The organism is Sphingomonas alpina, from assembly GCF_014490665.1.
Taxonomy (GTDB): Bacteria; Pseudomonadota; Alphaproteobacteria; order Sphingomonadales; family Sphingomonadaceae; genus Sphingomonas; species Sphingomonas alpina.
On record NZ_CP061038.1, the window covers coordinates 1,065,030 to 1,078,258 of the forward strand.

Consider the following 13,229-nt stretch of genomic DNA (forward strand, 5'->3'; position numbering starts at 1 on the left):
TGCGGCGGCTTTCCGGCGGTGTTATAGCAGTGAGTTGGCGCGATACCATGCCGCGGTCGCGGCAAGGCCCTGCGGTGTCGGGATCCGGGGCTGCCACAGGTCGGGTGACGGACGCCGCTCGGGATCGATTCGCCAGTCGGGATGGCTGAGATAGCCCACCCGGTCCGGCGTCAGCTTGGCCTTGTCGCGGCGAAGCAGCCGGTCGCCCCGCGCGGCGAGCGACAGCAGTGTCTTGGGCAGCGCCAGCGGCAGCACGCGCTGCCCGACCGCCGCACCGATCGCGCGAGCGAAGGCGTCATGCGTCCACCCGTCCTCGGCGCCGTCATCGGCTTCAAGGATGATCCGTCCAGGGTCGTGCGACACCAGAGCGAGCAGCAACCGGGCGAGATCGCTGACCTCGATCAGCGATATCTTGCCTGGTGGCGGAAGCAGTGCGATGCCGCGCTTCGCCACGCGAAACATGTCGAGCATGTCCATATCGCCGGGACCATAAACGCCGGGCGGGCGAACGATCGTCCAGTCGAGGTCCGATTGCAGCACCTCCGCCTCGGCGCGTTCCTTCGAATGGCCATAATTGGATAGCTGCGGTTCGCGCGCGGCGAGTGAGGAAACATGCACGAAGCGACGAATGCCGAGCGTCGCCGCCGCCGCGAGCATGTTCGCCGTCCCCTCGACATTGCCTCTGATGAAGCCGGCCGGTGTGGCCGCATTTACCACGCCGGCGACATGGACCACGGCATCCGCACCGGTCGCCAGTTGAAACAGCGCATCGGTATCTTCGAGTGATCCGGCGATCCAGGTCAGGCCGTCTCGCGCCGGCTGATCGCGGCGCGCAAGGGCACGCACCGGGTGCCCGGCGGCGAGCGCGAGGTCGATCAGCACCCCGCCGACAAAGCCGGTCCCGCCGGTGATCGCGATGATGCTCATAGCAGCGCCATATGGTTGCGATGAACCAGCGCGGCGCGCGGCGCATAGCCGAGGATCGCGCCAAGCTCGTCACTGCGCTTGCCGGTAATGCGAACCGCATCGGCCGCGTCATATTCGCTCAGACCGCGCGCGAAGGGTGCGCCATCGGGGCCGGAGATGGCGATCAGGTCGCCACGCGCGAAGCTGCCCTCGATTCGCGTCGCTCCCGCTGCGAGCAGGCTCTTTCCGCCCGCCAACGCCTTGGCCGCACCCGCATCGATATGGATCATGCCCTTCGCGGTCAGTCCGCCGGCGAGCCATGCCTTGCGTGCCGGGGCGCTTTTCTCCGCGACGAACAAGGTATGTCGCGCTTCGCTCGACAGCGGGCGATCGACGCGCCCGCTCGCAATTGCAAGGTGCGCGCCCGCCGCGTTGGCGATGCGGGCCGCGGCAATCTTGGAAACCATGCCCCCCGACCCCATGCCCGAAGCGGAGCCACGATCGGCCATTGCCTCGATCGCCGCATCGATCCGTTCGACTCGCGCAATATGAACGGCGCCGGGGAGGGCGGGATTGCGGTCGTACAGCCCGTCGATATCCGACAACAGCACCACGCCCTGTGCGCCGGCGGCTTGCGCGACACGTGCCGCGAGCCGGTCATTGTCGCCAAAACGGATCTCCTCGGTCGCGACGCTGTCATTCTCGTTGAGGATCGGCACGACCTTGAGGCCCAGCAGCCGATCGAGCGTGGCAGCGGCATTGAGGTAGCGACGGCGATCCTCGAGGTCATCCAGTGTTACCAGCATCTGCGCCGCGGTCAGCCCTTCGGCGCCAAGCATTTCGGCCCAGACCTGGCTGAGCGCGATTTGCCCCACGGCGGCCGCGGCCTGCGCGTCTTCAAGGCTCGCGCGTCCGCCCTTGGTGAGCTTCAACCGTCGCGCGCCAAGCGCGATCGCCCCCGACGACACGACTGCGATCTGCTGCCCGGCGCCGACACGCTCGGCAATATCGGCGGCAATACCCGCGAGCCAGTCCCGCCGTACCCCGCCATCGGGGTCGACCAGCAGCGCCGACCCGATCTTGACGGTCAGCCTGGGGCAGGAAAGGGGCGGGAAGAGAGTCATCGGCGTGCGTTAGCGTGCCGTCACCTCCGCGCCAATGCGCAACTTCGTGATCCGCGCCTCGGTATCAGGCCATCAGCGATTCGACCGCGAACGCGTCGGCGTCGTCACAATGGCGACCATTCGATGGCATCCTCGCCTTCATCGTCCTCGCCGACCCGGCCCGGACCCGGTCCGATCACTTCCAGTAGCTTGTCGAGCACCCAGTCGACGCCGGTGCCGGCGGCGCCCGAGATTGGAATCACTTCCGCACCGCTTGCTTCCTCGAGTTCAGCCGACAGGGCGGCGATCAACTCGTCATCGAGCGTATCGATCTTGTTGAGTGCGACGACCACCGGCTTGTCGATCAGCCCGCCGCCATAGGCTTCGAGTTCGTCGCGGACGATGCGATAGCTTTCCGCGACATCCTTGTCGTTCGCGTCGACCAGATGCAGCAGCACCTGGCAGCGCTCGATATGCCCCAGAAAACGGTCGCCGATCCCGGCGCCGTCGGCTGCGCCCTCGATCAGGCCTGGGATGTCGGCAACGACGAACTCGTTATGTTTGTGGCGCACCACGCCCAGTTGCGGGCGGGTGGTGGTGAAGGCATAGGCCGCAACCTTGGCCTGAGCGTTGGTGACCGCGTTGATGAAGGTCGATTTGCCCGCATTGGGCATGCCGACCAGCCCGGCATCCGCAAGGAGCTTCAGCCGCAACCAGACCCACATCTCATCACCCGGCCAGCCGGTGCCGTGCTGGCGCGGTGTACGGTTGGTCGATGTCTTGTAGCTGGCATTGCCGCGTCCACCATCGCCGCCGCGCAGGAACACGACGCGTTCACCGGGTGCGGTGAAGTCGGCCAGTACCTGCTCCTTGTCTTCGGACAGGACCTGAGTGCCGACCGGGACGCGGATGATGATGTCATCGCCGCCGCCGCCGGTCATGTTCTGGCCCGATCCGCCCGCGCCGCGCGGGGCGCGGAAATGCTGGGTATAACGGAAATCGATCAGCGTGTTCAGCCCGGCAACCGCTTCGAAGATGATATCGCCGCCTTTGCCGCCATTGCCGCCATTGGGGCCGCCATATTCGATGAACTTTTCACGTCGGAACGCAACGGCGCCGGCGCCGCCCGCGCCCGATCGGACGAAGATCTTTGCTTGGTCGAGAAAATGCATGGGCGCCCCTTAGCTCGAAAGGCGCACAATCGCCAGCTTGGCGACGTCAGGCGACCGGAACGCCCGTGTGCGAGGCGATCAGCGCCTTCACAGCCAGCTCGCGAGCCGCCGTCCGAGGCAGGCCCAGCGCCTTCGCCATCGGTCCGCCGAGCAGCGCGTCGCCGAGCGCGGTCAGCACCAACTGCAGCGTTTCTTCATGGATCGACGGGCCGGGGTGGGTATGATCTTCAGCCAGGTCGTCGACCAGGCGATGGATTGCCTCGAGGATCGGGTCGAGCGCATCTTCGTTGCCGGTCAGGATCATCCAGCTCGCCATCGCGCCGGCGCCGCGTGCAAAGGCATCGAAGGTCATGTCGACGACTTCGCGCGGATTCTGATCGCTGGCGCGGGCGCGCTTTGCTGCCTCGCCGATCTGGGCGGTGATCGTACCCGCAAGGTGCGCGATCAGCGCCTTTTGCAGGTCGGCCGCCGAGCCGAAATGATGCAGCAGATTGGCATGTGTTCGCCCGATCCGTGCCGCAACCGCCTTGAGCGTGACCGCCTGGGGTCCTGCCTCGACGAGTAGCGCACGCGCGGCCTCGATCGCGGCGTCGCGTGATTCTTCCGGGCTGAGGCGTCTGCGAGTTATTGACACGAGTGTAGATATGTCCTATTGACAGTGATGTAAGTTGAACCGTCGACATTCCTGTTTGGAGGTTTTCGTGGCGAAAGCAACAACTCCCGCCGATCTGACCATCACGCCGCGCGATCTGCGCTTCGGTCGCGGTCGATCGATCAAGCGCTGGTGGCTCAACAACGACCCGTTCGCCACGGCCTTTTACAATGCCCTGTCGGTCACCTTTCCCAAGGGCGAGGGGTTCTTCGTCGACAGCGTGCGCAACTTTCGCGACGGCGCGTCGCCGCGGCTTACCGCGGAGATTCAGGCCTTCATTAAGCAGGAAGTGATCCACACCCGCGAGCATGTCGCCTTCAATCGGCACGTCACCGACCAGGGATATGATGTGTCGAAGCTCGAACGGCATATCGATGAAGCCCTGGCGATGACCAAGGGGCGTCCGGCGATCGCCAGCCTTGCCGCGACCATGGCGCTCGAGCATTTCACCGCGATGCTGGCGCACGAGCTGATCGCCAATCCGCGACATCTGGCCGGCGGTGACGAGCAGGCGGCCGCGCTGTGGCGCTGGCACGCCGCGGAGGAGATCGAGCATAAGGGTGTCGCCTATGACACCTGGCTCCATGCGACGAGGGATTGGTCGCGCTTGAGGCGTTGGTACATCAAGGCGCTCGTCATGCTCGGCACCACGTTCAAATTCTTCGAAGGCCGGTATCGCGGCATGCTCGAACTGCTGCGTCAGGACGGCATCACGGGCTGGCGCGCGCATCGCGGGATCATCTGGTATGCGCTGGGCCGCCCCGGCATGGCGCGCAAGATCCTCGGCGCGTGGTTGTCCTTTTTCCTGCCCGGCTTTCACCCATGGAATCATGACGATCGCAAGCTGATAGCGCTCGCCGAAAGCGATTATGCCGACGCAATATTGCCGCGCCAAGCCGTAGCGGCCTGATCGGGGATCAGGCCGCTAGGCACATGTCCGCGCCTCGGTCGTCTTCGCTCAGGTCGCGCTCCATCTTGACGCTCGCCACCTCGCGCCCGCGAGCGAGGCAGAAGAGGGGCGCCCGCCCGATTTCGCGGAAGCCAAGCTTGTGCAGCACCTGGCCCGATGCCGGGTTGTCGACGAAATGGCCCGAGGTCAGCCGCTTCAGTCCCAGCGCATGCCGCGCCATGTGCAGCACGGCACGCCCGGCTTCGGTCGCGTAACCGCGTCCCCAGGCATCCGGCGTCAGCCAGTAGCCGAGGTTGAACAGCCCGTTCTCTTCTTCGTGCAGGCCGATGCCGCCGACGATGCCATGGCCATGCTCATGGCTGACGATGACGAATTCCGTGCTGGTGGCGGTGCGCGGTCGTGCCAGCCAGTCGGCGGCATGATCCTGGTGATAGGGCCAGGGCACGCGGGCAAGCTTCATCGCCACGCTTTCATGGGCGATGGCCTGGGCCAGTTCGGGGGCTTCTTCCGGCCAGCCGGGCCGCAGCGTCAATCTCTTGGTCCGAGCGAACATCGATACTCTCCTCGTCGCGCCGCCGCTGCCACGTCTGCGTGACGTGCCAGCGACAATGGTTGGGGAGGGAGCATGAAAAAAGGGAGGCGGGGCGACCCGTCTCCCTTTTCAAGGTTTCCTGTCGGAAACCCGGGTCGCCCTGCTGGGCAACCCGATCGGTTGCCCGTTTATTCGGCCGCGGCCGCCATAATTTCTACCGAGCAGAATTTACGTCCGAGCTTGCCTTCCTTGAAAGTCACTCGGCCGCCGGTCAGCGCGAACAGGGTATGATCCTTGCCCATGCCGACATTGGTGCCCGGGTAGAATTTGGTGCCGCGTTGACGCACGAGGATGTTGCCCGGGACGACCGCTTCGCCACCGAACTTCTTCACGCCAAGGCGACGACCGGCCGAATCGCGACCGTTGCGCGATGAACCGCCTGCTTTCTTATGTGCCATCTCGAATTACTCCTTACGCCTGAGCTGCCGGCGCTTCCGCACCAGCTGCTTCCGGGGCCGCATCGGCCTTCTTTGCCTTCGCCTTCTTCTCGGCGGCGCCGATCGCGGTGATCTTCAGGATCGTGTGCTGCTGGCGATGGCCGTTCTTGCGGCGGTAATTGTGCCGGCGCTTCTTCTTGAAGACGATAACCTTGTCGGCCTTCGCCTGAGCGATGATCTCGGCGGAGACGGTCAGCCCCTCGACCGACTTCAGCTCGCTGCCTTCGCCGGCGAGCAGAATGTCGCTGAACGAAATCGACGAACCTGCTTCACCATCGAGCTTCTCGACGACGATTTTGTCTCCGGCGGCGACGCGATACTGCTTGCCGCCCGTGCGCACGACTGCGAACATGGCCTACATCACTTTCAAAACGATAATGACCCACGTCGAGCAAGCCCGACGCGGGAAAGAGTGGCCAGCTAGGCGAGGAGGGCGCTGCTGTCAACCGCGAAGCGCCGTTTTTGGGCTGTGGCTGCATGGCAACACTCATGCAATTCATTGTCTTTGGATCAGTTTCCGCATTGTGACATGAAAATGACCGCATAAGCTAGTTCCGATTCGGACATATGTCCGTTTTATCGGGGGAAAACAGATGCGTCGTTCAATGATAGCCTTGCTGTCGGTGTCGGCTTCCACGCTGGCACTGGGCCTTCCAGCCTATGCCCAGACCACGCCCGCTACGGTCGACGATGCCGCGCAGGCGGCGGTGCCCGATGACATCGACGATCCGATCATTGTCACCGGTACGCGTGTCGCGAATCGCACCGCGTCGGACAGCGCCGTTCCGATCGATGTGATCTCGTCCGAAGCATTGTCGTCGTCGGGCCTGGGTGAAACCAACAAGATTCTCAATCAGCTCGTGCCCTCGTTCAATTTCCCGCAGCCGTCGATCTCCGACGGATCCGACGTGCTCCGCCCGGCAACGCTGCGCGGCCTTAGCCCCGATCAGACGCTGGTGCTGGTCAATGGCAAGCGCCGCCACGTCTCGGCATTGCTCAACGTCAACGGCACGATCGGGCGCGGTTCGGCGGCGGTCGATCTCAACACCATTCCGGCGCTGGCGATCGAGCGGGTCGAGGTCCTTCGCGACGGCGCCTCCTCGCAATATGGCTCTGATGCCATTGCCGGCGTGATCAACATCCAGCTCAAGCGCGGCAGCAAGGGTGGACGGGCGCAGGCGAGCTTCGGCAAGTACATCACCACCGTCGATGGCGTGCAGAATGTCACCGGGCTCCAGACGGTCGGCGGGCAACCCTTTCTCGACAGCGCCGACCCCCGCACCTTCGCGGTGAATACCAATGGCGAGCGCAAGGCGCGCGATGGTGAGTTCACGACCTTTGCCGCCAATATCGGTATTCCGATCGGTGAGGGGTTCATCAACCTGACCGGAGAATATCGCGACCGCAATGCGACCAATCGCTCGGCGGCGGATATCCGCCCCAATTACAACCGCCCCACCGCTGCGTTCGACCCGCGCGAGTTGACCTTCAACCGTCTGAGCTTCCGCTATGGCGACGCGAAGACCGAGGATTACAATGTCTTCGTCAACGCCAGCATTCCGGTCGGCGATTTCGACGCCTATGCGTTCGGGTCGTACAGCCATCGTGATGGCCTGAGCGCGGCCAATTATCGCCAGGCCAACAATGCCGGCAACCGCGACTATTCGACTATCACCCCGGACACCGCCCCGATCGCGGCGAATTTCACCGCGCTGCGTCCCGATGGCTTCCTGCCGCTCATCAATACCAACCTGGACGATTATGCCGGCACGCTGGGCGTCAAGGGTGATGTCGCTGGCTGGGCCACCGATTTGTCGGTTGGCTATGGCCGCAACTCCTTCGATTACCGCGTCGAGAACAGCCTCAACACCTCATTCGGCACGGCCAGCCAGAGCGATTTCGACGCCGGCGGGTTGGCCTTCCGGCAAGTCGTCGCCAATCTCGATTTCAGCAAGGCGTTCGAGGTCGGTTTTGCAGGGCCGCTGACCGTCGCGGCAGGCGCCGAATATCGCAACGAGAATTTCAAGATTCGCGCCGGCGACACGCAATCCTATGCCGCCGGTCCGCTCTTCCGCCCGTCGGTCGTGACCACCGCAGCAAACTGCATCACGCTGGTCGGGGTGTTCAATGCCGGCAACGGGGTGTGCAGCTTCCCCGGTCGGGCCGCGGCAGCCGGCGCGCAGGGCTTTCCCGGCATTCCGGTCTCGGCAATTACCAATCGCAGCCGCGACAGCTATGCCGGCTATCTCGAGCTCGACACCGAGCTGGTCGACGGGCTCACCACAACATTGGCTGGCCGGTATGAGCATTTCAGCGACTTTGGCAGCACCACCAACGTCAAATTCGCGGCGCGCTACGAATTCGCGCCCGGTTTCGCATTTCGCGGATCGGTATCGAACGGCTTTCGCGCGCCGTCGTTGCAGCAGCAATATTTCACCACCACCTCGACCAACTTCATCGGCGGTCTGCCGGTGGATATCAGCACGCTCGCGGTCGACAGTCCGGTCGCCCGTGCGCTGGGCGCCAAACCGCTCAAGCCCGAAAAGTCGGTCAATCTGAGCATCGGTGCCACGGCCAACCCGTTGCGCGGGCTGAACCTGACGGTCGATTACTACAACATCAAGATTCGCGACCGGGTCGTGCTGACCGAGAATCTCGGCGCGGCGGGCAGTGGCACAGCGGCGGTGAACGCAGCGGTAAAGGCGATCCTCGACGCCAATGGCTTCCAGAGCGTTGGTGCAGCGCGCTTCTTCATCAATGGCCTCGACACCACTACCAAAGGTGTCGATGCGGTGATCAGCTACCGCACCAACATCTCGGGCCTCGGCAACTGGAACTTCACGGCTGCTTATAATCATAGTGACAACAAGATCGACCGTCGCCTCAACACGCTCGGGCCGGTCGCGGCGATCCCCAATATCGTTCTGTTCGGTCGGGTCGAAGGCATTCGCTTCACCGATGGCCAGCCATCGTCGAAGCTGGTGCTCAGCGCGGACGGCAATATCGGTGACTTCGGCATTACCGCACGCACCACGCGTTATGGTGAGGTCATCTCGCCCGATGCGGCTTTGCCGCTCGGTGCCGCCTCGACCAGCCTGACTGCGCTTGGCCCGGATGACCAGATCCTCAGCGCCAAGTTCGTGACCGACCTCGAAATCCGCTACACCTTCGCCAAGCGCTTCACCCTGGCGGTCGGGTCGGACAATATCCTCGACGTCTATCCTGATCGCCGCCCGACCGGCGCGCGGCCGGCATCGGTGGGCGGGGTCTATCCGGCGAATTTCCAGTACCTGCCTTATACGGGGCTTGCGCCGTTCGGCTTCAACGGGCGATTCGTCTACGCCCGGGTTGCGGTCAATTTCTGATCATACCCCGGCATGTCGCCAGAAAGAAAAGAGGGAGCCTCGGCTCCCCCTTTTTCGATCCATGCAGGCTGGCGCGACTCAGTGTCGGTGTTCGCGCCGCAATGTGTAGCGCCCATCGGCATAGTCCGTGAACAGCCCGGCGATTGCTGGATGGTCGATCGGCTCGTCGCTTTCATCGGGGATCAGATTCTGCTGGCTGACATAAGCGACGTAGCTCGACTCCATATTCTCGGCGAGCAGATGATAGAAAGGCTGGTCCTTGCGCGGACGGATGTCCTCGGGAATCGCCTCATACCATTCCTCGCTATTGGCGAAGATCGGGTCGACGTCGAAGATCACGCCGCGGAAATCGAACACGCGGTGGCGCACGACATCGCCGATCGTGAAGCGGGCATGCGCGACGGGGGGCATGGCGACATTGCTGTCGGCCGGCGTCATCGGGATATGTGAGCGGGGCATGGTCACAATCTAGTCACTGTTTTGCTCCGCACAAGCGATGATACGGTTACACCAGCTTGTCAGCCAATGCGTGGTGCGTTAGAGGCCCGCCTTCATCGACCGGTATCGCTTCGGACTTTTGTCCGGAGAGGCATCAAAAGACCTCGCGGAGAGGTGGCAGAGTGGTCGAATGTACCGCACTCGAAATGCGGCGTGCCCTCACGGGTACCGTGGGTTCGAATCCCACCCTCTCCGCCATGGGGCCCTCCACAGGGGTTCCCCACTGGTCCATTGGGATCGACTTTTTCCTACTGAAAACCGACGCTTGGTCGATCAGTTCGGCCGCGCCCGTTCGCGCCCGTTTCGGCAAATTCGGGTACTCCAGCGCGGTGCGCGCGGTCGGAAAATCGTGCTACTTTCCAGGAGACCGGCATTGCTCACCGACGCGAAGGTTCGTGCCGCCAAGCCCCGGGCAAACCGGCCATTACCGATCTCGTGCCTCTCAGGATCGAGAAATCGCGCGAGTTCACGCTCGTGCCGTGGCGGCCGGTGCTGGAGCGGCAGATCGGCAAGCCGGTGTCGGGCATCCTGCGCGACGACGGCGTCAGCTTGTCGATCGGGCGCGGTCGTGAGGGCCGAGCATGTCGTGATCCGCATCCGACATCGCCAGCGGGATCGTTAGCGGCCCAGATTCCGACATTGCGCTCAGCCGACACGGCCTGTTTTGTTAAGTGAATGGTGTTGGCTGAGTGCTGAGCTAGACTGTTCCGGCCGCGCCTCCTTGAGACAATAGCGACTCCAATAGCCGGCGAGCGCGCTGTGCTGCAGCGTCGTCCGACGAACTTTCCGAACAGACCGTCCCCAGCAAGGCGACCGCTTCCTGCCTTCTTTGCCCGGCGTCGAGAGTTTCGGCGAGATCGACGGCAATTCTCATTTCCCAGGCGCGAGCCCCCTGTTCCCGGCTGAGCGTGAGCGCTTCGTCAAGGACGGCGAGGCTCTCACTCGCATCTTGGCCGGACAATCGCAGTAGCTGCGCCCTGAGCCGGAGTAGTTCCGGCACCGCAAACCGTTCGCCATTCGTGTTGCAGCGGGCGAGCGTGGCGGCGATGAGTTCCTGCGCTTCATCCAGCCGCGCGCTCAGGATGAGGCCACGCGCAAGCGCGATCGAGAATGGGGTTGTCAGTAGCTCATAATGTGCGGCGCGTAGCCGGGCGAGGCTTTCCTCCAATGCAAGCAACGCGTCGCCGGCGTGCCCGCGCTGGATCGCCAGTTCACCGCGAAAGCCTGCCGCGGCCGCGACGTAAGGTCCCAGCGCGTTAAGCTCCGCGCATTCGGTAAAGGTCGCAAGATCCCTTTCCGCCGTGGCGATATCCTCCATCCAGAGAAAGACGGACAGCGACCAGATCAGCGCGATGCAATGGGTCACGGAATGGGCGAGCGCCGCAGCCTCGCGGACAGTCTGCCGCGCGAGGTGGCCGGCCTGTTCGGAATGACCAGTGAGCCACAAGGTGCGCGCTAGCGCGATGCCGGAGCGGTTTCGGTGGTCGAAGCCATAATGGATCGTCCGGCTGCGTGTCGAAGGCGGGCTCTTTTGCAAGGAAAGTTCGAGCTCGCGCCGCGCTCGCTTCTGGTCGCCGCGCAGATGGTGCGAGATACCGGACAGCGAATAAGCGATGCCGATCGCCTCGGGCACGCCGAGGATATCGGAGATTTCCACGGCTCGCTCGGCATGACGCAGCGCGGCCTCATATTCGCCGATACGCTCGTGAAAGATGTGAAGGCGGCCGAGCAGGCGCAGCTGGTTCCATTTGTCATCGAGGCTCGTCGCGATCTCCAGCGCGCGGTCAAGCGCCTGTCCCGCTGCCTCGCTATTGCCCCTGGTGAACATCAGCGTGATACCGAGTGCTGCCTGGAGCTCGAGCTCGAGCGCGGTACCGCGCTCCGGCTCGTCGATCTCCGCGAGCGCGCGGGCGCACCACGAGCGGCATTCGATCATGTGCGAAAGCGTGAGGAAGACCGGCGCGCTGGCCGCGGCCAGGCGCACGGCGATCCCGCGCTCGCTGCCATGCGCGAAACTCCAGTCAAGCGCGCTGCGGATATTGCCGAGCTGCTGGCGCAGAGGTTTCGTGTCCTGCAGCCAGCCATCGTCCTGCTCCGCCACTTCGAGCTCGGCGAGGAAGAAGGCGGCGTGGCGGCGCGCAACTGCATTCTGCTCGGCTGGTCCGCGCGCGAGCAGCTTCTCCCGGCCATAGGCGCGGGTCATATCGAGGAGCCGGTAGCTGACCGTACGGCGTGTACGGTCTGGAGCGATCAGCGATTTTGAGGTGAGTTCGTCCAGGGCAATGGCGACCTCGTCCGACCCGATGCCGACATCCGCTGCTACCTCCACCGCAGCGTCGATCGAGAACGGGCCAACAAAGACCGAAACGCGTTCGAACACGGTGCGTTCGGCATCGGAGAGCAGATCGTAGCTCCAATCGAGCATTGCCCGCAGCGTCTGCTGCCGCGGCTGGGCGGTGCGCCGCCCCGGCCAGGCAAGGCTGAGCCGCTCGCCCAACTGGCGCGCGGCGGCGGCCACGCCATGCGTCGCCACGCGCGTCGCGGCCAGCTCGATCGGCAGCGCCATCCCTCCGAGACGCTGGCACATCTCGGCAATCAGGCGCGCTGCCTCCTCGTCGATGACGAGCGCGCTGTCGGCGGCGGTGGCGCGCTCGCACAGCAGCTGCACTGCGGGATAGGAAAGGATCTGGTCAAGCGTCAGCCCGGCCAGCTCCTCGGGATATCCCAGCGCATCGAGGCGCAGCACATGCTCGGCGCGCACGCGCAACGGCTCGCGCGAGGTGGTGAGTACGCGCGCCAGGGGCGCATCCTCGACGATCCGTTCGACGATGCTGGCGACCGGCTCGATGACATGCTCGCAATTGTCGAGGATGAGCAGATAAGGCCGTTCGCGCAAATGGCCGAGGATCACCGCGAGCGGATCCCCGCTCTGGACCGCGATCCCCATTGCGCCGGCGATCATCGAGGGCACGACCGCCTCGTTTTCGAGCATGCCGAAATCGACAAAAGCGACCTGGTCCTCGAATGCGGCGGTGAGCCTGTGGCCGACCTCGACCGCGAGCGAGGTCTTGCCGACGCCTGCCGCGCCGACGATCGAAAAGAGCGGTGTATCGACGACGCGCTCCACCAGAAAGGCGATGTCGCGTTCCCGCCCGATCAGATGGGCGAGGCGCGCGGGCAGATTGGTGCTGCTCGCGGGCGCCCTGGCATTCTCTTCCACCAGGCGGCGCAGGGGGGTATCGCCTTGCCGCTCGACCGGCGCGACAAAGGCATAACCGACGCCGACCTGGGTCGCGATATAGCGCGCACCGTCGATGCCGTCGCCGAGCAGCTTGCGCAGGCTGGCCATGTGGAAGCGGAGACTGCCGTCCTCGACGACGACATCGGACCAGACGCGCTTGAGAAGATCACGCTTGGAGTAGACCCGGCCAGGCTGCTCGGTCAGCACCACAAGCAGATCGAAGGAACGGCCGCCGATCTCGACAGGTTCGCCGTCCCTGGTCAACAGGCGCTCGCCCGGCGACAGGCGGAACGGCCCGAAGCATATGGGCGCGCCAGCCTGCTGATCCAAATCTGCCACGATCCCCCGAATCC

General features: G+C 64.3%; 12 protein-coding genes and 1 tRNA gene. 4 read left to right on the forward strand and 9 right to left on the reverse strand.

The window, feature by feature from the left end; all coding sequences use genetic code 11:
• Positions 1-21: 21 nt before the first annotated feature.
• The 4 genes from H3Z74_RS04930 to H3Z74_RS04945 all read right to left on the reverse strand — a co-directional run bounded on the left by H3Z74_RS04930 (position 22) and on the right by H3Z74_RS04945 (position 3,815).
• The gene (locus H3Z74_RS04930; protein WP_187762851.1) at positions 22-927 is read right to left on the reverse strand and encodes an NAD-dependent epimerase/dehydratase family protein; all 906 of its coding nucleotides are present in this window, start codon (positions 925-927) and stop codon (positions 22-24) included.
• A complete protein-coding gene (gene proB, locus H3Z74_RS04935) occupies positions 924-2,030 on the reverse strand; it encodes a glutamate 5-kinase (RefSeq protein WP_187762852.1) in 1,107 nt (368 codons plus the stop codon). The genes H3Z74_RS04930 and proB overlap by 4 nt, the downstream gene beginning before the upstream one ends.
• Positions 2,031-2,134: 104 nt before the next feature.
• Positions 2,135-3,181: a GTPase ObgE gene (gene obgE / locus H3Z74_RS04940; RefSeq protein WP_187762853.1), complete on the reverse strand. Its 1,047-nt coding sequence runs from the start codon at positions 3,179-3,181 to the stop codon at positions 2,135-2,137.
• Positions 3,182-3,227: 46 nt separating this feature from the next.
• Complete coding sequence (locus H3Z74_RS04945) at positions 3,228-3,815, reverse strand: TetR/AcrR family transcriptional regulator (RefSeq protein WP_187762854.1); 588 nt, start codon at positions 3,813-3,815, stop codon at positions 3,228-3,230.
• A gap of 67 nt (positions 3,816-3,882) precedes the next feature.
• On the opposite strand from H3Z74_RS04945, the gene H3Z74_RS04950 reads away from it, so the two are divergent.
• Complete coding sequence (locus H3Z74_RS04950) at positions 3,883-4,743, forward strand: metal-dependent hydrolase (RefSeq protein ID WP_187762855.1); 861 nt, start codon at positions 3,883-3,885, stop codon at positions 4,741-4,743.
• A 7-nt stretch (positions 4,744-4,750) separates the two neighbouring features.
• Here the strand turns inward: H3Z74_RS04950 and H3Z74_RS04955 are convergent, their stop codons facing one another.
• The 3 genes from H3Z74_RS04955 to rplU form a co-directional block, all read right to left on the reverse strand.
• Complete coding sequence (locus tag H3Z74_RS04955) at positions 4,751-5,296, reverse strand: GNAT family N-acetyltransferase (RefSeq protein ID WP_187762856.1); 546 nt, start codon at positions 5,294-5,296, stop codon at positions 4,751-4,753.
• Positions 5,297-5,463: 167 nt separating this feature from the next.
• Positions 5,464-5,733: a 50S ribosomal protein L27 gene (rpmA, locus tag H3Z74_RS04960; RefSeq protein WP_034156671.1), complete on the reverse strand. Its 270-nt coding sequence runs from the start codon at positions 5,731-5,733 to the stop codon at positions 5,464-5,466.
• Positions 5,734-5,746: 13 nt separating this feature from the next.
• Positions 5,747-6,124 (reverse strand): 50S ribosomal protein L21, encoded by a 378-nt coding sequence (gene rplU / locus H3Z74_RS04965; RefSeq protein WP_034156670.1) that lies wholly within the window; start codon positions 6,122-6,124, stop codon positions 5,747-5,749.
• 241 nt (positions 6,125-6,365) lie between these two features.
• Here rplU and H3Z74_RS04970 point away from each other — a divergent pair, with 241 nt between their 5' ends.
• Positions 6,366-9,137 (forward strand): TonB-dependent receptor plug domain-containing protein, encoded by a 2,772-nt coding sequence (locus tag H3Z74_RS04970; protein WP_187762857.1) that lies wholly within the window; start codon positions 6,366-6,368, stop codon positions 9,135-9,137.
• 78 nt (positions 9,138-9,215) lie between these two features.
• Here H3Z74_RS04970 and hspQ read toward each other — a convergent pair whose 3' ends face one another.
• The gene (gene hspQ / locus H3Z74_RS04975) at positions 9,216-9,575 is read right to left on the reverse strand and encodes a heat shock protein HspQ (RefSeq protein WP_229726894.1); all 360 of its coding nucleotides are present in this window, start codon (positions 9,573-9,575) and stop codon (positions 9,216-9,218) included.
• 168 nt (positions 9,576-9,743) lie between these two features.
• On the opposite strand from hspQ, the gene H3Z74_RS04980 reads away from it, so the two are divergent.
• Together H3Z74_RS04980 and H3Z74_RS24830 are read left to right on the forward strand one after the other, a co-directional pair.
• Positions 9,744-9,833, forward strand: a tRNA-Ser gene (locus H3Z74_RS04980).
• Between the two features lie 237 nt (positions 9,834-10,070).
• Complete coding sequence (locus H3Z74_RS24830; protein ID WP_390901767.1) at positions 10,071-10,310, forward strand: DUF3363 domain-containing protein; 240 nt, start codon at positions 10,071-10,073, stop codon at positions 10,308-10,310.
• A 22-nt stretch (positions 10,311-10,332) separates the two neighbouring features.
• On the opposite strand, the gene H3Z74_RS04990 is transcribed toward H3Z74_RS24830, so the two are convergent.
• On the reverse strand, positions 10,333-13,215 hold the full coding sequence (locus H3Z74_RS04990; protein ID WP_229726895.1) for an ATP-binding protein: 2,883 nt from the start codon (positions 13,213-13,215) through the stop codon (positions 10,333-10,335).
• Positions 13,216-13,229: the final 14 nt, after the last annotated feature.

What these genes read in the sequence shown, in the direction of transcription:
- H3Z74_RS04930 (WP_187762851.1), bottom strand. Translation starts at nt 927, where the DNA reads ATGAGCATCATCGCGATCACCGGCGGGACCGGCTTTGTCGGCGGGGTG.
- proB (WP_187762852.1), bottom strand. Translation starts at nt 2,030, where the DNA reads ATGACTCTCTTCCCGCCCCTTTCCTGCCCCAGGCTGACCGTCAAGATC.
- obgE (WP_187762853.1), bottom strand. Translation starts at nt 3,181, where the DNA reads ATGCATTTTCTCGACCAAGCAAAGATCTTCGTCCGATCGGGCGCGGGC.
- H3Z74_RS04955 (WP_187762856.1), bottom strand. Translation starts at nt 5,296, where the DNA reads ATGTTCGCTCGGACCAAGAGATTGACGCTGCGGCCCGGCTGGCCGGAA.
- rpmA (WP_034156671.1), bottom strand. Translation starts at nt 5,733, where the DNA reads ATGGCACATAAGAAAGCAGGCGGTTCATCGCGCAACGGTCGCGATTCG.
- rplU (WP_034156670.1), bottom strand. Translation starts at nt 6,124, where the DNA reads ATGTTCGCAGTCGTGCGCACGGGCGGCAAGCAGTATCGCGTCGCCGCC.
- H3Z74_RS04970 (WP_187762857.1), top strand. Translation starts at nt 6,366, where the DNA reads ATGCGTCGTTCAATGATAGCCTTGCTGTCGGTGTCGGCTTCCACGCTG.
- hspQ (WP_229726894.1), bottom strand. Translation starts at nt 9,575, where the DNA reads ATGACGCCGGCCGACAGCAATGTCGCCATGCCCCCCGTCGCGCATGCC.